The 21,013-nt window shown below is 51.9% G+C and carries 25 protein-coding genes and 1 pseudogene; 25 read left to right on the top strand and 1 reads right to left on the bottom strand.

What is annotated here, in order from left to right; all coding sequences use genetic code 11:
- The first annotated feature begins 567 nt into the window (after positions 1-567).
- Positions 568-1,578: a terminase small subunit gene (locus N7387_RS19585; RefSeq protein WP_279800737.1), complete on the top strand. Its 1,011-nt coding sequence runs from the start codon at positions 568-570 to the stop codon at positions 1,576-1,578.
- 208 nt (positions 1,579-1,786) lie between these two features.
- On the opposite strand, the gene N7387_RS19580 is transcribed toward N7387_RS19585, so the two are convergent.
- Positions 1,787-2,005, bottom strand: a complete 219-nt coding sequence (locus N7387_RS19580; RefSeq protein WP_279800736.1) for a HEAT repeat domain-containing protein — start codon at positions 2,003-2,005, stop codon at positions 1,787-1,789.
- Positions 2,006-2,073: 68 nt separating this feature from the next.
- Here N7387_RS19580 and N7387_RS19575 point away from each other — a divergent pair, with 68 nt between their 5' ends.
- The 24 genes and pseudogenes from N7387_RS19575 to N7387_RS19460 all read left to right on the top strand — a co-directional run.
- Entirely contained in the window at positions 2,074-3,690 is a 1,617-nt protein-coding gene (locus N7387_RS19575; protein WP_279800735.1) for a TerL protein, read from the top strand.
- A 13-nt stretch (positions 3,691-3,703) separates the two neighbouring features.
- A complete protein-coding gene (locus tag N7387_RS19570; RefSeq protein WP_279800734.1) occupies positions 3,704-5,161 on the top strand; it encodes a DUF1073 domain-containing protein in 1,458 nt (485 codons plus the stop codon).
- Positions 5,162-5,228: 67 nt separating this feature from the next.
- The gene (locus tag N7387_RS19565) at positions 5,229-5,777 is read left to right on the top strand and encodes a phage minor head protein (RefSeq protein ID WP_279800738.1); all 549 of its coding nucleotides are present in this window, start codon (positions 5,229-5,231) and stop codon (positions 5,775-5,777) included.
- 327 nt (positions 5,778-6,104) lie between these two features.
- Positions 6,105-7,373 (top strand): DUF2213 domain-containing protein, encoded by a 1,269-nt coding sequence (locus N7387_RS19560; protein WP_279800733.1) that lies wholly within the window; start codon positions 6,105-6,107, stop codon positions 7,371-7,373.
- A 12-nt stretch (positions 7,374-7,385) separates the two neighbouring features.
- Positions 7,386-7,889, top strand: a complete 504-nt coding sequence (locus N7387_RS19555; protein WP_279800732.1) for a hypothetical protein — start codon at positions 7,386-7,388, stop codon at positions 7,887-7,889.
- Positions 7,890-7,899: 10 nt separating this feature from the next.
- Complete coding sequence (locus N7387_RS19550; protein ID WP_262864071.1) at positions 7,900-8,847, top strand: DUF2184 domain-containing protein; 948 nt, start codon at positions 7,900-7,902, stop codon at positions 8,845-8,847.
- A 28-nt stretch (positions 8,848-8,875) separates the two neighbouring features.
- Positions 8,876-9,241 (top strand): hypothetical protein, encoded by a 366-nt coding sequence (locus N7387_RS19545; protein WP_279800731.1) that lies wholly within the window; start codon positions 8,876-8,878, stop codon positions 9,239-9,241.
- Positions 9,210-9,620, top strand: coding sequence for a DUF4054 domain-containing protein (locus N7387_RS19540; protein WP_279800730.1), 411 nt, complete (start codon positions 9,210-9,212; stop codon positions 9,618-9,620). The genes N7387_RS19545 and N7387_RS19540 overlap by 32 nt, the downstream gene beginning before the upstream one ends.
- On the top strand, positions 9,617-10,123 hold the full coding sequence (locus tag N7387_RS19535; protein ID WP_279800729.1) for a hypothetical protein: 507 nt from the start codon (positions 9,617-9,619) through the stop codon (positions 10,121-10,123). The genes N7387_RS19540 and N7387_RS19535 overlap by 4 nt, the downstream gene beginning before the upstream one ends.
- On the top strand, positions 10,123-10,509 hold the full coding sequence (locus N7387_RS19530; protein ID WP_279800728.1) for a head-tail adaptor: 387 nt from the start codon (positions 10,123-10,125) through the stop codon (positions 10,507-10,509). Before N7387_RS19535 ends, N7387_RS19530 begins: the two co-directional genes overlap by 1 nt.
- Positions 10,469-11,047: a hypothetical protein gene (locus N7387_RS19525; RefSeq protein ID WP_279800727.1), complete on the top strand. Its 579-nt coding sequence runs from the start codon at positions 10,469-10,471 to the stop codon at positions 11,045-11,047. The genes N7387_RS19530 and N7387_RS19525 overlap by 41 nt, the downstream gene beginning before the upstream one ends.
- Before the next feature lie 3 nt (positions 11,048-11,050).
- The gene (locus N7387_RS19520; protein ID WP_279800726.1) at positions 11,051-12,514 is read left to right on the top strand and encodes a DUF3383 domain-containing protein; all 1,464 of its coding nucleotides are present in this window, start codon (positions 11,051-11,053) and stop codon (positions 12,512-12,514) included.
- A gap of 8 nt (positions 12,515-12,522) precedes the next feature.
- A complete protein-coding gene (locus tag N7387_RS19515; RefSeq protein WP_262860180.1) occupies positions 12,523-12,963 on the top strand; it encodes a DUF3277 family protein in 441 nt (146 codons plus the stop codon).
- A complete protein-coding gene (locus N7387_RS19510; RefSeq protein WP_262864063.1) occupies positions 12,963-13,424 on the top strand; it encodes a phage tail assembly chaperone in 462 nt (153 codons plus the stop codon). The genes N7387_RS19515 and N7387_RS19510 overlap by 1 nt, the downstream gene beginning before the upstream one ends.
- A 68-nt stretch (positions 13,425-13,492) precedes the next feature.
- Positions 13,493-13,621, top strand: a complete 129-nt coding sequence (locus N7387_RS19505) for a hypothetical protein (protein WP_262860178.1) — start codon at positions 13,493-13,495, stop codon at positions 13,619-13,621.
- A complete protein-coding gene (locus N7387_RS19500) occupies positions 13,608-15,872 on the top strand; it encodes a lytic transglycosylase catalytic (RefSeq protein ID WP_279800725.1) in 2,265 nt (754 codons plus the stop codon). Before N7387_RS19505 ends, N7387_RS19500 begins: the two co-directional genes overlap by 14 nt.
- Positions 15,872-16,492 carry a phage baseplate protein gene (locus tag N7387_RS19495; RefSeq protein ID WP_279800724.1) on the top strand — a complete coding sequence of 207 codons (621 nt, stop codon included), beginning with the start codon at positions 15,872-15,874 and terminating at the stop codon, positions 16,490-16,492. The genes N7387_RS19500 and N7387_RS19495 overlap by 1 nt, the downstream gene beginning before the upstream one ends.
- A 5-nt stretch (positions 16,493-16,497) precedes the next feature.
- Positions 16,498-16,800 (top strand): hypothetical protein, encoded by a 303-nt coding sequence (locus N7387_RS19490; protein WP_279800723.1) that lies wholly within the window; start codon positions 16,498-16,500, stop codon positions 16,798-16,800.
- 62 nt (positions 16,801-16,862) lie between these two features.
- Complete coding sequence (locus tag N7387_RS19485) at positions 16,863-17,813, top strand: hypothetical protein (RefSeq protein ID WP_279800722.1); 951 nt, start codon at positions 16,863-16,865, stop codon at positions 17,811-17,813.
- Entirely contained in the window at positions 17,810-18,562 is a 753-nt protein-coding gene (locus tag N7387_RS19480) for a Gp138 family membrane-puncturing spike protein (RefSeq protein ID WP_279800721.1), read from the top strand. The genes N7387_RS19485 and N7387_RS19480 overlap by 4 nt, the downstream gene beginning before the upstream one ends.
- Positions 18,562-18,906, top strand: a complete 345-nt coding sequence (locus N7387_RS19475) for a hypothetical protein (RefSeq protein ID WP_262864057.1) — start codon at positions 18,562-18,564, stop codon at positions 18,904-18,906. Before N7387_RS19480 ends, N7387_RS19475 begins: the two co-directional genes overlap by 1 nt.
- Positions 18,906-20,093 carry a baseplate J/gp47 family protein gene (locus N7387_RS19470; RefSeq protein ID WP_279800720.1) on the top strand — a complete coding sequence of 396 codons (1,188 nt, stop codon included), beginning with the start codon at positions 18,906-18,908 and terminating at the stop codon, positions 20,091-20,093. Before N7387_RS19475 ends, N7387_RS19470 begins: the two co-directional genes overlap by 1 nt.
- Positions 20,090-20,746 carry a DUF2612 domain-containing protein gene (locus tag N7387_RS19465; protein ID WP_279800719.1) on the top strand — a complete coding sequence of 219 codons (657 nt, stop codon included), beginning with the start codon at positions 20,090-20,092 and terminating at the stop codon, positions 20,744-20,746. Before N7387_RS19470 ends, N7387_RS19465 begins: the two co-directional genes overlap by 4 nt.
- A gap of 18 nt (positions 20,747-20,764) precedes the next feature.
- Positions 20,765-21,013: pseudogene (locus N7387_RS19460) on the top strand (hypothetical protein); the annotation flags it as partial.

Genomic DNA, 21,013 nt, shown 5'->3' with positions numbered 1-21,013 from the left:
AGTCCTTTGATATATATGAATGTATGAATGAATAAGCACTCATATAAACTATCGGTATGACGAAAAAAAAACTAAAGGGATAGCCTTAAATTAATTACAGTGAATTTAAGGGGCATCATAACAAGATAGGGTGCTTTGGAATCACAGGAATTTACAATAAGCGTGAATAAATGAAGGAAGCAACGATTCCCTTCTAACCGTCCCTGGTTAGAGGGGCTGTAACGCATAGTACTATACATACCACAGGCTACTACTTTAAAGTAAAGTTACGCGAATGCCAAGTAACTAAAACTATATATAAAATAGCGATGCTGCGTTTGTCGATGTAAACCACAATTTCAAGTCCTTCCGGGAGTATCAAAAACATTTGACATATTTTGTTTCATTTTTGTGTGCATACAAAATAAAGACGGCACGGCATGGAGTAGTTTGATAACAACGAAAGATCGGCTCATTACGAACAGACTTATCTGCATTGTTGGTACGGACAGCTCATAAATATATTGTACCGGGTGAACCAGTGACATCAGATATATTCCAGTGATTGAGAAACAGTAAGGAACAATTATGGCAGGATCAAACTGGAGCAAGCTACAAAAACAGTTCCTGTTTGACTATGCCACTACAGGGATATCCCCGAAAGAATGGTGTGAGATACAGGGACTGAATTACGCAACTGCGCGGAGGCATATCAAAAAGCCAGCTGCGCAGAGTGCGCAAAAAACTGCGCAAAGTAAAGTGCGTACTGCGCAGAAAAAAGAATGCGCAAATGAACCGGTGCGCAATAGCAATACACCGGATGCGCAGAGTAATGAATCCGATAATGCGCAGAATGACGAAACCGAGTTCAGCCTGCGTGATTACGGGCTTAACGATATACAGACGCGGTTTGTTACTGAGTATCTTATCGACCTGAACCGGACCGCTGCATATAAACGGGCAGGTGGTAAATGTGAAGGTAATTCTGCATATACAAGTGCAAGCCGGATGTTTAGAAATGTTAAGGTCAACCGGGCAATTGCGGACGCGCTGGAAGCCAGAGAGCGCCGGGCTAAAATCACTCAGGATGCCGTTTTAAAAATGTGGTGGGATATCGCCACGGCGGATGTTCGTGAGCTGACGGAATATCAGCGGTTATGCTGCCGTCACTGCTGGGGCTTCGGTTTTAATTACCAGTGGCGGGACTCGATAGAGTTTGAGGATGCTGTCATTGACGCGACTGAGAAGAAACGAAAAGCACCGAACGACAAAGGCGGATACGGTTACGACAGCACGCTTGACCCGAATCCTGATTGCCCCCGCTGTAATGGTGCCGGTATTGGTCGTCCTCATTTCCACGATACACGGGATTTAAGGGGGGCAAGCCGCCGGTTATTTGCTGGGATAAAAGAGAGTAAGTTCGGTACCGAGGTTATCACTCGTAATCAGGATGAAGCGTTGAAGATGGTTGCGCAGCATTTGGGGATGGTTAAAAACCGGACGGAGTTTACCGGAAAAGATGGCGAGCCGATCAAAGTAGAAGTGGCAAACCTGTCATCACAGGAAGCCGCAGACCTGTATAAAAAACTGATGGGGTAAACTATCAGAAATAGCCGTTTCATCGAGAAATAAGGCTATGCAAAATCACCCCTGTTTTATGCACGATTTATTCACTCTGATTTTACCTGTTTCCGCACTAAAACCCGAACAAATGACCCGTTAACCGCCTTAGTGAACTGAGTTCGTTTTCGCCAGGGCGGTTAAGAGTCATTATGTTAAAGAGACGTAACTTATTAAAATTTGTTAGTTACTCCATAGCTTCTGTGCGGAGAAGTCTACCTAAGGCTTTTGCTGCCGCAATTTTTACTATGGGGCTGGTATCTTTTGTCATATCGATTAAGCGGCCTACGATTTTGTCTGATAATCGGTATCCAGTCTCACCTAAAGCATATGCAGCAGCAGCTTTAACTTCGCTGTTAGTGTCGCGGGTTAATTCAATTAATCGATCAATTACTTGTGTAGGCATAATTTATCCTCGGGCGTATTCAGTTAGCTACTGAACTTTGATTGTACACAAAGGAACATTATCACATCATGCCAATCCCGTTCCCGTTTGACTTCAAAAATCCGGATTACAATGCGGTGTTTGAATGGCGGATGGAGCGGCTTATGCGCATCCGTCAGAATCCGGACGTGTTACCAGCACTCAGGGCGTTTTACAAAGACAACCCAGCACAGTTTATTATCGATTGGGGAATGACAACAGACCCCCGCAATATCGATTACGGGCTGCCGGTGACGATCCCCTTTCTGCTGTTCCCGAAACAGGAAGAGTGGATACACTGGATTATGGACCGCCGCGATAGCCGCGAGAACGGCATAACCGAAAAGAGCCGTGAAATGGGGCTGAGCTGGACGTCTGTCGGAATGGCCTGCTCTCTCTGCCTGTTCAATCAGGAAATGGTGATCGGCTTCGGCTCCCGTAAAGAGGAATATGTAGACAGCACCGGAGACCCTAAAGCGCTGTTCTGGAAAGCCCGTAAATTTGTGGAAATGTTGCCTGCTGAGTTTCGCGGTGGCTGGGATGAGAAAAAACATGCCCCGTATATGCGTGTTGAGTTTCCCGGTACCGGCGCAATCATCAAGGGTGAGGCCGGTGATAACATCGGTCGTGGTGACCGTACCACACTCTATTTTGTGGACGAGGCTGCATTCCTGCAGCGTCCTCTGCTGATTGATGCGGCGTTGTCACAGACAACCCGTTGCCGTATAGACCTGTCATCCGTTAATGGCATGGCGAATCCGTTTGCACAAAAGCGTCACAGTGGACGAATACCAGTGTTTACTTTTCACTGGCGCAGTGACCCGCGCAAAGATGATGCCTGGTATCAGAAAGAGTGCGAGAAGATAGATAACCCCGTTATTGTCGCTCAGGAACTGGATCTGAACTATCAGGCATCTGCTGAAGGTGTGCTTATTCCTGCTGAGTGGGTCCAGTCAGCCATTGACGCACACATTAAGTTGGGTATTGAGCCGACAGGTGCCCGGCAGGGGGCTATGGACGTTGCAGATGAAGGTAAGGATAAAAACGCCTTCTCATGGCGCTACGGCTTCCTGTTACAGGGTATCGAAGAGTGGAGCGGCAAAGGCAGCGATATTTACAGCTCAGTCGTGCAAGTCTTTGGGTACTGTGATGACAATGGCCTGACGTCATTCCGGTTCGATGAGGACGGTCTGGGAGCTGGTGTCCGTGGTGATGCCAAAGCGATAAACGAACTGCGGGAAGCGGAACAGGTTGACCGTATTGATACAACCCCGTTCCGGGGCAGTGGTGGCGTATTTGACCCGGAGGCCGAAGCTGTACCCGGTGACGATATGCGCAAAGCCCGCCTGAACAAGGACTTTTTTGCTAACGCCAAAGCACAGGGCTGGTGGCACCTGCGGAAGTTATTCCGCAATACACACCGGGCACTTAACGGGATGGATTACGATCCCGACGAAATCATTTCTATCAGCAGCGCCATCAGTAACAAAGACAAACTGGTGGTGGAGCTGTCACAGCCTACCTGGTCAAAGAACACGGTCGGTAAAATCGTTATTGATAAACAACCTGACGGTATGAAATCACCCAACCTTGCGGATGCGGTGATGATTAACTATGCCCCGATGGAATCGGAAATGGATACCTGGGGGGCGCTGGGTCAGGATTAACAGTGAGGCTTAAATGTCCCGTAAAAACCGCCGTAACGGCGCAAAACAGCCCGTTAAGACTGGTGACGGGTATAACAACCTCAAAGCAAAGATCGGTACCGCAACACCTAACATTCAGTCCGGCGGCGTGTATGTCCCCGGTTATATAACCCGTGACAGAGTCACACTGGAATTTGCCTACCGGTCATCGTTTCTGGTAGGGGCAGCGGTAGATGCCATCGCGGATGATATGACCCGTAAAGGCGTCAGTATCAGTTCAAAACTCCCGCCTGGCTACAAAGGCAGACTGGAAGATTTTTGGGATGAGGCGGCAATCTGGGACGGGCTGAATGATGTTATCAAGTGGTCGCGGCTCTATGGCGGGGCTGTGCTGGTCATCATGATTGACGGTCAGGACTTTTCCACTCCGCTGAACATTGAAACCATCAAAGAAGGTCAGTTTAAAGGCGTTATCGCGCTCGACCGCTGGCAGCTTGAACCGGGCTACAGTGCCCCGGTGAAAGAGTACGGGCCTGATTACGGAAAGCCGAAGTACTACAAGGTTATTACCAGTCAGCACGGGCTTGAGAAATGGAATATCCACCATTCCCGGCTGATCCGGATGGACGGTGACAGCCTGCCGTATCAGCAGTCACTGACGGAGAACGGCTGGGGAATGTCTGTTGTGGAGCGTATTTTCGAACGCATTCAGGCTTTCGATACTGCCACAGTCGGCACATCGCAACTGATTCACAAAGCGCACCTGCGCACCTACAGCATTGAAAAACTGAGAGAGATACTGGCAAAGGGCGGGGATGTCGAAAAGGCGCTGTTTAAGCACCTGGATATGATCAGGGAGTTCCAGACCATCGAAGGGATGACCATCATGGATTCCAAGGATGAGTTTGCCACTCACAGCTATTCATTCGCCGGTATTGCTGATGTCATTCTCCGCTTTGCTGAACAGGTATCAGGGGCGACCGGTATTCCGCTGGTGCGCCTGTTTGGTCAGTCGCCGTCCGGATTCAGTACCGGTGACGGGGATCTGGAAAATTATTACAGCCGGGTTAACTCGTCACAGGAGCGTAAACTGCGCCGCCATATCCGGCGGTTGATGGATATCTCCTGGCGCTCGTTGTTCGGTAAGCCGCTGCCTGATGACTTCACATTCGTATTTAACAAGCTGTGGGAAATGTCAGACACGGACCGGTCAACGATGGCAAACAACACCGCCAGTGCGCTGTCCACTTTGGTGGAGCGCGGGATTATGCCGGTTCATGCCGCCATGAATGACCTGCGCAACCTGTCTGATGTGATAGGGATCGGCGGGTCGATAACAGACAAGGATATTGAGGATGCGAAGACCGAGTGGGAGACGGATGAATTTGAGACCGGCCCTGCGCCGTCGATCGGAAATTCAGTATCAGAAAAGCCTGTCGGCGATAGCCTCCCAGGTAAACGAAATCGTCACTGGCTCTTACGATGGTTCTGAGGCCAGCTCAGAATCGGTGATCCGGATGCTGACGGATTACTCCGGTGCGCTGGATGACTGGTCTGCGCTGGTGGCCAACAAAATGTTCCTGCAGGTGGAACGTGAAGAGTGGAATCAGTGGAAATCAGTCTCTGAGAAAATATCGGAAGGGTTGCGTGACGTTATCGGTAATACGCCGGTCGGTCAGGTAACACAGGATATTGTATACCGGCAGATCCAACTGATGAAGTCCTTGCCGCTGGAGGCAGCGGAGCGGATCAGGGAAATTCAGGACAGGGCCATGCAGGCGGTTATCAGCGGTGAGCGTCCTGATTCGTTGTATCAGATGATTATGGAATCTGGGAACGTAGCAGCAGGGCGGGCACGGATGATAGCGCGCACTGAAATCGGACGGGCTACCGGGGCGCTCACCCGGGCGCGGGCATTATCCATAGGCTCGGAGGGGTACTGGTGGCGCATTGAGGGAGCAGGAACCCGGCCATCACACAAAAAGATGCGGGATAAATTCGTGTACTGGCACAGCCCGCCGACACTTGACGGATTAACAGGGCATGCCGGATGCCTCCCTAATTGCCAATGCTGGCAGGATGTACACGTACCCTACGCACGGAAATAGCACGTATTGCTAAAGAAATTAGGCTAAAAATGACTTGTTTCGGGCAGTTTCAAGGCTTGCTGGGATAAATAAGGGTGAGCAATGAAGCTCGATAACTAGGAGACATATGATGTCAAAAACAAGTCAATGGCTGATCAAGGGCCTTAAACACAATCGCAAATTGCTGGAAACTATCTATCAGTCCGGCCTGTCAATCTACTACAACACTGACGTAATCCATGATGCCATTGATGCAACCATCGATGAGCTAAGGCGACGAGGGTTCCACCTCTGACAAACAGCCCGCCATGCGGGCTTTTGTTTGCGCGCAGTTCAGCAGGTAACCAAATGAAATACTTTTTTACTACCCGGCTGGGGGAAACCCGCTATCAGCTTCCGGACGGCTCACTGCTGTGTAAAAACGTCCCCATTGCGCGGACGGGCATGCAGGAATACTGGCCGGAAGAAATTGATCTGGAGGCCGGGCCGTCAGGAACGGTCATTGTGTACCGCACCGAGGAAGAAGTCTTTTCCGAAGAAACGATAGCGAGTTTCGAAGGAGCGGCGGTCACGCTGGGGCACCCGGAAGATGACGCCGGAAACATTGTCTTCGTCAATCCGTCGAACTATGCACAACTGGCCCACGGGCACATACAGAACGTCAGGCGTGGCACCGGAGAGCAGTCAGACCTGCTTATCGCCGATGTGCTGGTGAAGCGGCAGGAGGCGATTGACGCCATTAACCGGGGACTGACGGAGGTCAGTTGCGGCTATGACGCGCTCTACGGACAAATCTCCCCCGGTAAGGGGAAACAATACCAAATCACGGGAAACCATCTGGCGGTCGGTATCGAAAAGGGCCGGGCTGGTGGCCGTTGTTCTATCGGGGATTCAGCCCCAATCACCAAAAGAAAGGAGAAGCCTGCTATGTCATGGCTCGACAAGTTGCGTAATGCAGTCAGAACCAAAGATGAAGCCGCTGTACAGCAGCTCATTGATGAAGCACCTGAGATGCCGTCTGACGGGCTGAGTTCAGTTCCCGGGCATACCATCAACATTAACGTCCCGGCGCAGGCGACATCACTGCCTGCGGAGAACCGGACGACCACCGGGGATGAGCAGGATCCGGAAAACAAAACCGGTGATGAGGGTGCCCCTGAGTGGGTGAAAGCCATTCTTGCCCGTCTGGATAAGCTGGAAGGTAAGACCGCGGATTCTGAGCCGGGTGACGGCACTCAGACCGGTGATGAAGATACGGAAGAAGATAAAAAGGTGACCGGGGATGCCGCATACCGGCAGCGCATTATTTCTGATGCGGAAATTATCTGTCCCGGTTTTAAACCAACCGGTGACAAAGGTCTGAAGCGTCAGGTGCTGGCTCACGCTATGCGTACCGGCGACAGCCTGTCAGCGTTTGGTGTCCGTGATTTCCGTACCGCACCGAAGTCAACGGTGGATGCGGTATTTAACGCGGCAGTGGCGCTGAACACCGCCCGGAATCATATCACTCCGCAGAATTGCGGCATATCAACCACAGACAGCTCACGCAGCACCAAAGGCATGTCACCGGCAGAACTGAACAAGATGTACGCCGATCACTGGAATAAACATAAATAAGGTAATCATCACATGGCAGGAACAGCATATTTAACCCGGATGCCGATGGGCATCATCGGGGGCATTACCCGCCCCCGCGAATCCACCGTTGAGGCGGTGACGCTCTACAATAAAAAACCGTTCACCGGTTACGGCCTGCCGGGTAAGTATCTGGCGGATAAGTTTGTGCCGCTGGAGGACGGGGACACCATTGAGCAGGTAAAAGGCATCCTGGTACGCCCGTATCCGATCACCTCTCTCAATGATCTGGCACATCTTGGGGTGGCAGCTAATCAGGTGGCTGACAACCTGAAGCGCGGCTATATCTGCGTCACAGTTACCGGCGGTAATGCGGTAACCGCGAAAAAAGGTGCCCCGGTCTATGTCCGCGTAGCTGGTGGTACAGAAAAAAGCCCTGTCGGCACGTTCGTGCTGACTGCGGATACAACCGCTGAAAACACGCCTCAGTTACCGGGTGCCGAAGTGACCGGCCCGGGTGAAGCTGACGGTCGTATTGAAATCGCTTACAACATCTGAGGGAGCCTGAATGTTTACCATTGATAAAGCAACCATTGATTCCTCCGGCACATTCCTGATCGGTGAACTGGAGCGCATGGACCAGACACTGAACATGCCGCTGACGTCCATCAAATGGACACGGGATATGCCGCTGCGCAGTGATATTTCTATCGCTGATGAAGTGTCATCGTTCACCAACACCGATTTCGCCAGTGTCGGCGGCCCGAACCCGAACGGTAAAAACTGGATGGGGAAAAAGGGCACCGCCATTGCCGGTATTGAGCTGAATATCGACCCGACCCGAAACAACCTGACACCGTGGGCGCAGGAAGTTGGCTGGACAGTGCTGGAACTGGCATCCGCGCAAAAAGTCGGCCGTCCGATTGATACCCAGAAATATGAGGGGATGCGCCTCAAGTGGAATATGGATACTGACGAGCAGGTTTATATCGGCGATAAAGAGCTGGGTGTCCCGGGACTGCTTAATCTTCCTGACGTTATTCCGGTTGCAGCGGCGGCTGCCTGGACTGCAACAACGGATCCGGATGTGATTGTGCAGGATATTAACATGGTGCTGAGCGACGGCTGGGTTCGTTCCGGTTACGCGGTCTGTCCGGGTAAAATCGGTCTGGCTCCGGAACTGTTCGGCCTGCTGGCAAGTAAAAAAGTCTCTTCTGCCGGTAATATCTCTGTTCTGGAATACGTGAAAATTAACACCATTGCATTTCAGGAAAACGGCGAACCGCTGGAAATTGTTTCCATGAAATTTGCGTCAAAACGCGGGGCGGGTGGTGCGCATCGTATTGTTGCCTATACCCAGGATGAAAAATACGTCCGCTTCCCGATGGTACCGTTGCTGAATACTCCGCTGGAATATCGCGGCATGCAGCAGCTGACCGTGTATTACGGCAAGCTGGGTCAGGTGGAAACACCGTATTCCAACACCATTTCTTATCTGGATATCCCTGCTGCCTGAGTGGCAGGGTTTACCACGGAGCAATACCATGAAATACATTGTTTCACAGGGCGCGACACTCAGCCTGCCTGACGGCACCCGGTTTGAACTGACGACCGGCATTCATGACAGCACGGATTTTCCGGTGCAGGTAACTGAACACTGGGCGTTCCCGTCCTATGCCCGTCTGCTGGATGAGGCCGATATCCAGAAAGAGAAAGACAGCCGGGATATGTCGGCAAAAGTCATCACACTGGAAGCCAAACTGACAGAGCTGAAAGCCGTGCTGACAGAGAAAGACGGTGTGATCAGCGGCCTGAATACCGAACTGACAGAGCTGAAAGCCGCGCTGGCAAAACAGGATAAAAAACAGGGGGCTGGTGATGGCAAAAAACAGTCTTCTTCCGACAGCTGAGAAATTCCGCGCTGACTTTCCTGAGTTTTCTGATACCTCCCGTTACCCCGATTCGACCATCTGTTTTTATCTCGGTCTTGCCGACACGGCATTAGACCAGGATAAGCACAGCGATCAGTTTATCTATCTGTCTGAGTTGTTCACGGCCCACTATGTTGAGCTGCGCGGCAAAGCACTTGCCGTGGCGTCTGTCAGTGGTGCGGTGAACAGTTCCGGCGGCGGGGTGCTGTCGTCAAAGTCGGTTGATAAAGTCTCCGCATCTTATGACACCTCCGGGATTGTGAATCCCGATGCCGGATTCTGGAACGACACCGGGTACGGCCGGGAATTTTACTGGTGGTGGTCGATGTTTGGTGCAGGCGGGAGACAATTGTTATGAGTGGTGTAAAGGTCACGCGGGATAACCTGCCTGCGCTCAGTAAGGCGCTGAAGCGACTTTCCGGGCTGGATGTGCTGGTGGGGATTCCGGCGGACAAAGCGCAGCGTGATGACGGAGGGCATCTGAATAACGCGGAGCTTGGCTATATCCATTCCACCGGGGGAACGGTCAGCATCGGCGGGGAAGTGGTGACACTGCCGCCCAGACCCTTTCTTGATATGGGGATCGAAGATACGCAGAGCGTCACCACCGATCACCTGAAAGCGGCGGCTGACTTTGCCCTGTCCGGTCAGTTTGAGGCGGCAGAGCGTGAAATGGAACGGGCCGGTATGGTTGCGTCCAACGGTGCGAAAAAGGTTATCGGGGATGGTGACCGGCTGGAACCGCTGTCTGATATTGCCGTCGCCATCCGGCGCAGTAAGGGTAAGGACATCAAACCGCTGTATGACACCGGAGGCCTGCTGCGATCAATCACCTATGTGGTGAGAAACAAGGAGGAATAATGCCTTTTCTCGATGTCAGTGACATTTTGTCAGATCCGGATTTTGCGGATCCTTCCCTGGTGTGCCGCCGGAACAAACAAGTTACCGATGATGACGGATTCAGCACAAATACTCATGAAGATATCGGGTTCTCCGGTGTTGTGACAGTAGATCGCTCACTGGAAGCCAGACGTATGGAAGCGGGGCAGACTATTGGCGGGGCTGTTCTCATTGTGACACGCTTCAGGCTCACCCAGGGGAATGAGGGGCACGACGCGGATGTGGTGACCTATCAGGGGCGGCGGTACCGCGTCACGTTTGTTGATCCGTACACGGCTTACGGTGCCGGATTTATTCAGGCGCATTGTGAGCTGGTGGATTTTAACGGAGGACAACCCGTTGAGTAATGACAGTAATCATCCGGGATATCTGACTCCCACCGGTCCGCCTGCTGATTATGACGAGGAACTGGAACGCCAGATCAGCCGGTGGATACGGTTCGTGTCCGGACTGCCGCCGAAAATGGTATTGCCCCGTTTTACTGAAACACAACCCAAAATCCCGGAGGCCGGTACTGACTGGTGCGGGTTCGGGATCACGGATTTTCAGGATGAACACAGCCCGGCACAGGTTCAGTCCGGTGATCAGCATCATGAGCAGTGGACGCATGAACGGATTGAAATCCTGTGCTGTTTTTATGGCCTTAACGGTCAGCGGTTTGCCGCCCAGTTTCGTGACGGAATGATGGTCAGCCAGAACAATGACGAACTGTCACGCGCCGGGCTGACATTCACGGAACACAGCCGGATCCGTCTGGCCCCGGAATTTATCAATAATCAGTGGGTGAGACGCTACGACATCACCGTAACACTGCGCCGTAAGGTCGTGCGTGAGTACGGCATCAAAACGTTTACCAACGCCTCTGTCACTTTTTTCGGAGAATAATTTATGCAGGGATTACCTGTTTCTAACATCGTCAATGTGACGGTGAATATGGCTGCGCGTGCTGCTCAGTCCCGCAACTTCGGGTCCCTGCTGATCCTCGGGGCCAGTAACGTGATTGATGCACATGAGCGCATCCGGCAGTACAAAACTTCAGATGAAATATTGGCTGATTTCGGCATTTTTTCACCGGAATATGAAGCCGCACAACTCTACTACGCACAGTCACCGAAGCCGGTGGATTGTTTCGTGGGTAAGTGGAATAAAACAGCCACAATGGCCATGCTGCGCGGCTCCGTTCTGACCAAAGCAGAACAGGTAATCGCGAATTTTAACACGATTGCTGACGGCTCTTTTGATATCAGCATCGCCGGTAAGGTAGCCAAAGTCAGCGGTGTGGATCTGACCGCCGAAACCAACCTGAACGGCGTGGCTGAACGGGTATCTGAAAAGCTGACAGACGCACAGGTGGTATGGACCGGTGAGCGCTTCACCGTCACGCTGACTAAAGCCGGTGAAATTGGCTATCCGTCAGCGGGGGCAGCAGGGTCATATCTCGGCAGCCTGATGAAGCTGGATGAAAATGCCGGCGGTTTGATTGTGGTCTCACAGGCGGCAGAAGCTGTACAGGAAGCCGTGGCGGTGATGTCGGATATTTCCTGCGGCTGGTACGGTCTGATTATCGCCGATGACAGCCTGGATGATGGTGATGTGCTGGCGGTTGCTGACCTGATTGAGTCCGACCCGCTGTCACGTATTTACGGCCACACCGTGATGAAAACGACGGTACTTGATGCTGACGTGGATAATGATATCGGCTCAAAACTGAAAGCCGGGAATTATTCCCGCACCTTCTGGCAGTACACCTCCGGTAAAAAGTACGTGGCCGCCTCACTTTTCGGACGCATGTTTACCGTCAATTTTAACGGCAATAACACCACGATCACCCTGAAATTTAAGCAGGAGCCGACCGTCACAGCGGAAACTCTGCGCGTATCGCAGGCCGCCGCTATTGACGCCAAAAACGGCAACGTGTTCGTGAAGTACCAGAATGACACGGCCATTATCCAGCAGGGTGTGATGTCCAACGGCGATTTCATTGATGAACGCCACGGGCTGGACTGGCTGCAGAACTACGTGCAGAACAATCTGTACAACCTGCTGTATACCCGCACAACCAAAATTCCTCAGACCGACGAAGGGGTAACCTCTCTGCTGACCAATGTTGAGCAGTCACTGGATCAGGCGGTGACTAACGGACTTGTTGCGCCGGGTATCTGGGGAGGCGATCCGTTCGGGGCGCTGAATACCGGCGATATGCTGACAAAAGGCAGTTATCTTTACGCACCGCCGGTGTCAGCGCAGGCACAGGCAGACCGGGAAGCCCGTAAGGCACCGGCTATTCAGTGCGCCATTAAACTCGCGGGCGCAATCCACTACAGCGACATTATCATTAACGTGAACCGGTAAGGTGAATCATGTCCACATATTCTTTTATTGATGTATCCGCCTCTATCGCCGGGGTGGGCGGCCTGTTTGAGCTTGGCTATGGTGCCGGGGTTTCCGAAGAGGGGATCACCGTTTCCATGGATGAAGATAAAAACACCAAAACAATAGGTGCTGACGGTGAGGTTATGCACTCACTTCACGCCGGGAAGGGTTGTACCATCACGGTGGTGTTACTGAAAACCAGCCCGACGAATGCCAGACTCAGCATGATGTATAACCTGCAGTCTGCGTCTTCCGCCACCTGGGGGAACAATGTCATCACTATCCGTAACAAGGTCAGTAATGATATGTCGGTGTGCCGGTCTGTGGCCTTTAAACGCATCCCTGACTGGCAGAATGCCAAAACAGGTAACACCGTATCGTGGGTTTTTGACGGCGGCAAAGTCGATACACTTCTGGGGACGTTCTGATGGAATTTATGATTAACGGTAACACTTACCGCGCCGGGAAACTAGACGCATTTCAGCAGCAGGATCTGGCGTTCGCGCTGGTTCCTGCATTTGGTGCGGTAGCTCCGCTGCTGAAAGATATATTACCGGCTTCCGCCGGCGGTGATAAGGACAATGCAGGTGATGATGAAATTGCTGAAATCCGTAAGGCAAAACTCATGGATTCTCTGCCGGTTATCCTTCCGGCACTGACAACGGCAGTGAGATCACTGGATAAAAAATCACGGAAAGAAATCAATGACATCTGTCTGGATGTGGTGACGCGCCAGACCGGCAACCAGTGGTCAAAAATCTATTCAGGCGGCGTCCTGATGTATGACGATATCAACGGCATTGAGCTGTTACAGATCGCCGGATACGTGATTAAGGACTCACTCGGCAGTTTTTTTCCCGCACCACCAGAGAACGACGCGCAAGCCTGACAAGCAGTATTGAGCTGGAGACACTCCCCGGCGGACGGTATTACCTGCTGCGACCGGTCGGCCGGGGAATGTGCCGGTATGAGTCGCTGCTCGATGGCACAGTATCACTCGCGGATATTGCGCTGATGAATGACTTCCTCGACGTTGAAGCGGAAAACGAGGCAACAATAGAAAGGTACAAACATGAGCAGCGCTGAAACACTCAGGGACTTCCTGGTCTCCCTCGGTTTTGATGTTGATGAGTCCGGGGCGAAAAAGTTTACCTCGGTTCTCGGGGATGTCACATCGAAAGCAATGAAAGCCGGTGCCGCAATCGAGGCCGCAGCACTGACCATCGTGGGATTCACGGCAAAGATATCTGACGGGCTGGATAAACTGTACTGGCAGTCTCAGCGTACCGGTGCGACCGCAAATAACATCCGCTCTCTGGGGTATGCAGTCAAACAGGCTGGTAGTGATGTTAACGGGTTCAGCCAGTCAGTAGAGCGGCTGGCCTCTTTCCTGCGCAATAATCCGGGCGGTGAGGGATTCCTGCGTAACATGGGGATCCAGACACGGGATGCCAACGGCAGACTGCGTGATACCGCGTCACTGGTTGCCCTGCTGGGTGACCGGCTGGCTAAAATGCCGGTGTACCGGGCCAATCAGTACGCCGGTATGCTGGGGATTGATGAAAACACCCTGATGGCTATGCGGCGCGGCATTCATGGTTATTCATCAGAATATACCCTGATGATGAAAGCCATGGGATTTAACCCTGATGTAGCCGCAAAACAGGGAAGTGCGTTTATGACGCAGTTCTCAAAGATGAAAGCGGCAATGGGGATCGGCAGGGATAAAATCGGTGCCGAACTGGCGCGGGTACTGACGCCGGGCATTGAGCGTTTTACAAAGCTGCTTATTCAGAATTTCCCGCTGATAGAAAAATTTATCCTGAAAGTGACCGGTGCCATCCTGAAACTGTCCGATATTCTGGAACACGTCGTTTACCGGTCAGTAAAAGGTATCCGGGATCTGACGGGCTGGTGGGACAGGCTGGATGAAAGCACCAAAGGCATGATTAAGACGTTTGGTCTGGTGCTGGCGGCATGGTTGGCGCTCAATAAAGGTTTTCTGACATCGCCGGTGGGGCTGATGATCACCGCGCTGACCGCACTGTTCCTGCTCTGGGATGATTATGAGACATGGAAGGAGGGCGGCAAATCAGCCATAGACTGGTCTCAGTGGACCGGCACGATTGAATCAGTCAAAAAAACGTTTAAAGAGGTTTGGGGATATATTCAGGACATCATAACGTCGGTCGGCGGATGGGAAAACATCTTCTGGGGATTTGCGTTGTTCCTGGGCGGTAAATGGCTGTTCAGCATTCTTGCCACCGTCACCCGTGCGGGGGGCGCACTGGCCCTGCTGGCAGGATGGCCGGGCCTGATTATCGCGGGTATGGGGGCGTTACTGATTTACCATCAGAAGCTGCTGGATCAGATAGACTTCGGCAGGATGGGGGAAATGACCGGTGAACTGGCCGGGAATATCGGCAGGCTGAAAAAAGCGGTTGAGGAATACCAGACGACCGACAGCCTGACCACCAAAGCCGGTATTGTGCTGGAGAAGGCAGGGGGCATTATTCCTGTCCCGTTTGCCAGCCAGATTGGTGCTTTTATGCGGACCGGTACCGTGGATACGGCACTGCAGAAACTGGGGTTCGGATCAGCAGGCGGCGCGGATTACTCCACGCTGGATGGTGCGGCCCGTGGTGTGAAGAATAACAACCCGCTCAATATGAACTTCGCAAAACAGCGCGGTGCCCGGAAAGAATCCGGGGGCGCATTTGCGGTGTATAACTCGGCCTATGAGGGACTGCAGGGTAATGTCCGGCAACTGATGATGTATTTTAACGGCACTTCGGATGCGGCCGGCAGGAAAAAACTGCAGACTATCAGTGAAATTGTCAGTCTGTGGGCACCAAAAAATCACGGCAAAAATGATCCTGCCGCGTATGCCAAACGTGTTTCTGAGGAAATGGGGGTCGGTATCAACGATAAGCTTGATCTCAATGATACTGAGGTGATGTATGCGCTCATCCGCGCAATGTCAATGGTCGAAAATAACGGTCAGTTCCCTTACCCGAAAGAACTGGTGACGGCTGCTATCACCGGCGCACCGGATCCGACAATCACCGGCGGAACAGGCGGCGGGGTTCCCGGGGGCGGTGGCATCATGGAAACCGTTGTGACCGGGTTTAATGACATGAAAAATAAGACATCGTTTATGCCGCAGCAGTTACTCCGGAATGACCGGAGCGACACTAAAAGTGTGTCTTTTCATCAGGTAAACAATATCAGCGTTACCGGTGTTTCAGATCCGCAGGAAGCTGCCGGTCTCTCAGGTGATGCTGTCGGGCGTAATAATCAGATACTGGTCCGCAATTTAGAGTCGAAGGTGAGCTGATGGATATTTTATCAACCCTGTTTTCCCAGAATACCCGGAAGATTGAGATGATAGTCCCCAGCGTGGTTATCTCGGAAAAGCACACTGACAGCTCAGAGATAACCGAACATCCGGTGCAGGTTCCGGGCGGCGGGGGATTTACGGTCAGTGATCATACTTTTGACCGGCCATCAGAAGTGACGATGGAAATCGGCTTCGCCGGTGGCGGATCACTGATCGACGGGTTCGATACGACCAGTATGTTTGATATCTCAACGGGGCTGAAACTTGGCAGCAGCCCCCGGGAAATCTATCAGCAGCTGCTGGATTTAAAAGCAACGAGAAAGCCGTTTGATGTCATCACCGGTAAACGTGATTACAAAAATATGCTGATTCGGGCCATCGAAGTCACGACCGATAACACCAGTGAAAATGTGCTGATGGTGGTGCTGACACTGAGGCAGATAATTATCACTGAGACGAAAAGCAGACAGGTTGCACCGCTGGAAAATCAGAAGCTTCCGGAAGCCACTGGAGGAACGGAGAACAGGGGTACTGTGACGCCAAAGCCAGTAAATGAAAGCATATTGAGCAATATGAACGGTGGGTTAGGTGCTCTTTTCAATCCATTTGGGAAATAAAAAGAATGAAAGTTATAGAAATTCCTGTTTCCAACAAAAACCAGCAATTTGATATTCAGCTTGGCGGGGAGCGTTACCGCATTCGCTTGGTATACCGTCAGTTTTGCGGGTGGGTTGCGGATATGATGGATCAGTCCGGTGCCGATATTTTTACAGGGGTCCCGCTGGTGAGCGGAACGGATATCCTGGAGCCTTACCGGTATATGGGGTTTAACGGTTCACTGATCTTTGTCTGTGATGAAACAGCCGGGGAATTATCCCTCAGCGAATTTGGCCGGAAAAACAGGCTCTATTTTCGTGCTGGCTGAATCGTGTTGTGTGTCATCTGCCGCCCTGAGCGATTTTTTTATTGCCTGAAAACGAGGTAACCATGTCTGAAAACTGGATACGTGAGTGCCGGATTATTGTTGCGGATGAAAACGGTGACGGTATAGATCTTTCTGAATTACGGGTCACATTCAATATCACCCGGCCAAATACCGCTTACCCGGCGACAGCGATCGTAAAGGTGTTCAACCTGAACAAAGAGACTGAAAACAGGCTGCGGCAGTATGAATTTAAACAGATCATTATTGTGGCCGGTTATAAGGATAACAGCAGCCAGATTTTTTCCGGTCAGATTCAGTACACCTATGCCGGTCGTGAGAATGTCACGGACACTTATGTGGTTATTCAGTCAGCGGAAGGGGATCAGGCATACAGTGAAGCCGTTGTGTCTCAGACAGTCGCGGCTGGCTATACCCAGGCGGACATTGATACGGCACTGATGAAGGATCTGGGAAAATACGGGATGACCGCCGGGCTGCGCGGTGAGTATAAACAGACGGTGGCACCACGCGGTAAGGTACTGTTTGGCATGCACCGTGATGAAATGACCTGTTTTGCGAAGCAGAATAATGCGGACTGGCGTTACACGGGGGACAGTGTGGATGTGGTGCCGAAAGACAGCTATATCAACGAGGTCGTCCTGCATTATGATTCCGGGCTTATCGGCACATCGGAGCAGACCATCGGCGGCGGTATTAATGTGATGTGCATGATCAACGCCGATATTAAACCCGGCACACTGATCCACCTGGATAATGCCGGCATTAACCTTGCCGGTCTGTCAAATAAAGAAATCGGCATGAACGGCGGTCACGAGGGAGCGGTTGAGCAACCCTCACCCCTTGATACTGACGGTAAATATAAAGTTATCAATGTCAGTTATTTCGGGGACACACGGGGTAATTCCTGGTACCAGCAGCTGATTTGCATAGCGCGGAATGAAGAAACGTTACTGAATCAGTCTGCATTGCAGGCAATGGCGGTAGGACCATGATTTCAAATGATGAACGGGTAGGGCGCTCTGAAGCGCCTTTTTTATTGCTGAAAGAAAATATCATGTCAGGCCTGTTTGTCGGCCTGCCGTGCATCATTCAGTCGTTTAATCCGGATACCGTGACGGTGGAAGCGCAACCGGCGATCAAATGGACGGTGACTGAGAGCGGGGTACAAAAAACCGTGCCGCTTCCTCTGCTGGTTGATGTGCCGGTCATTTTCCCGCGTGGCGGCGGTGCCACACTGACATTCCCGGTAAAGCCCGGTGATGAATGTTTTGTGGTATTTGCCGACCGCTGTATTGATTACTGGTGGCAGTCCGGCGGGGTGCAGGAGGCCGTTGATCCGAGGAAGCATAACCTGTCAGACGGTTTTGCCTGGGTCGGGCCGATGTCACAGGCGACCAAAATCAGCAATATCAGTACTTCAGCTGTTCAGCTGCGCAGTGATGACGGAAGTACTTATATCGCCATTGATACCGGCAGTAAAAACGTCACCGTGGTGACGCCTGCAAAACTGACCGCCACGGCGGACGGCGGTACCGAAATCACCTCACCGGAAATCGTCCTGAACGGCAACGTTACCATCAACGGCAATCTGTCTCAGGGAATGGGTACGGACGGCGGACAGGCGACGATGAACGGGCCGGTAACGGTGAAAAACGATATTACCGCAGGCGGCGTAAGCCTGACGGGGCACACCCACGGTGGTGTCGAAACCGGCGGCGGAAACACGGGAGGGCCGAAGTAATGCAGTACCGCACAGAAGATAACGGTGATTACACCTTTGGTCACAGCCGGTTCAGCAAAGACACTCCGGAGACGGTCGCTATGGCCGTAAAAAGCCGGTTACAGCTCTGGCTCGGGGAATGGTTCCTGGATGACCGGGAGGGTACACCTCACGCGCAGAAAGGGCTTGGTAAAAATCCCGGGCAGGGCTACGCACTGGCAGTCAAAGAGCGGATCATGAATACCCCGGGTGTCACGAAAATAACGGCATTCGGGCTGGATATGGACACCTCAGCACGCAAGGTAACCATTACGGCCACCATAGACACTCTGTACGGTGAAACCCGTATCACAAGTGAGGGATAATGTTAAATATCGAAACTGTCGGGCTTGCGCCGGTTATCACGGAGAAAGGCATCAGCGCACCGGATTATCCGGCGATACTGGACCAGCTGAAAGCGTTATTCAGACTGATTTACGGTGATGATATTTATATCGATCCGGACAGTAAAGACGGGCAGATGCTGGCGATTTATGCCCTGGCAATTCATGACGCAAACAACGCCGTGATAACCGCGTATAACTCACTGAGCCCGTCCACCTCTTTCGGGCAGGCCCTGTCCAACAACGTGGCGATTAATGGTTTGTCCCGTAATGCGGAATCACATTCCACCGTTGATGTCATCATTACCGGGCAGGTGGGTACCGTGATAAAAAATGGCATGGTGCGTGACTCAGCCGGTAACTCCTGGGCACTTCCCGCCTCAGTTGTGATTGGTACGCACGGGTATATCACGGTAACCGCTGTTTGTCTGAAGCCCGGATCTGTTATTGCTCTGCCCGGCGAGGTCAGTCAGATCGGCACACCGACACGCGGGTGGCAGTCAGTCACCAACACAGCAATGGCAACAGTCGGACGCAATGTTGAAACAGACAGTGATTTGCGCCTCCGCCGCCGTAAATCCGTGTCACTGCCATCCAGAACGGTTCTTGAGGGTGTTATCGGGTCAGTCAGTCAGATAGCCGGTGTGGCACGTCTGACCGCTTTTGAGAACGATACAGATGTGACCGATGCACGGGGTATAGCCCCGCATTCAATAGCACTTATTGTTGATGGCGGGGACGCGCAGCGGATTGCTGAAGTCATTGCCCTGAAAAAAACACCGGGCACCGGAACATTCGGGAATGTTGAAGTGAATATTACCAACGCCTACGGGGTAATCATTCCAACCCGGTTCAGTCGTCCGGAAAGTATGCCTGTGTTTGTCCGGATCACCCTCGAGGCATTTGAGGGGTATACCACACTGGTGGGGGATAAAATCCGGAATGCCGTCACGGACTATCTGAATAATCTGGATATCGGAACCGATATTTACCGGACGAAATTATTTTCACCGGCAAACCTCCAGGCAGATCCGGAAGGAGGAACATTCTATATCTCCCGTCTGGAAATCGACCTGTCCGCCGGCGCGGTATCGGAAAACAACATCACGATGAAATATAACCAGTTCGCCACATGTCAGCCGGATAACGTGGAGATAGTGACAACATGAGAGACTATTTACGTCTGATTACGTCACGGCATCAACCTGCAGATAAATTTGTCAGTCACATCCATCTCATTACCAAATCACTGTCAGAAATCACCCGGCTTTCCCTAGATCTGAATAAATACTTTTCTCTTGAAGAGGCCGCGGGCGTTCAGCTGGATGTCATCGGTGAATGGACAGGCATATCACGGTATATCAGCACGCCGATAACCGGTGTGTATTTTTCTCAGGATACAGATGATGTCGGATTTGATCAGGGTGTCTGGAAGCGGGAATTTGATGCTGACAGCGGATTTACCGAACTGGACGACGACACATACCGGACAATCATCAGAGTTAAAATTAAGGCCAACCACTGGGACGGAACGTCAGAATCCCTGGTCGATATTTACCGTTCTCTGTTGCCCGGAAAAGATACCCGCATTTTCTTTATCGATAACCAGAACATGACAATGGATGTTTATATCACCGGTTCAGTGGTCGATGAAGTGACGAAATCCATCATAAAACAGGGCTATCTCGGCGTAAAGCCGGAAGGTGTCCGTGTGAACCAGTATTACATCAACTCCGTACCGAAATCATCCGTGTTCGGTTTTGACATCTCAAATGACTACATTGCCGGGTTTGATAACGGCGGCTTTGCGGTCCCGCTTTAACCCGATTCAAGAGGCTTTATGGCTAAAAATGATTTTCTCCCTTTCGGTATATCCGAAGGTGCAAACGTGCTCTCAAATCAGGAATATGAAAGCCTGGTCGCCAGACATAACGGGTTCACGAGTGGCGTGGCCAAATCCAGGGAGCTGAACAAAGTCTGGCGGCAGTCGTCAGTATTCACCGCGATCCTGGCTCAGTTTATTGTTGATACTGATGGTGAAGATCTCCAGGATGACGGCAATCTGCCTGCCGTAAAAGACCGCCTGGTT

It is taken from the genome of Morganella sp. GD04133, from assembly GCF_029835375.1.
GTDB lineage: Bacteria > Pseudomonadota > Gammaproteobacteria > Enterobacterales > Enterobacteriaceae > Morganella > Morganella morganii_B.
The sequence above is the reverse complement of the archived record's forward strand: the minus strand, read 5'-3'. Positions and strand labels throughout refer to the sequence as shown.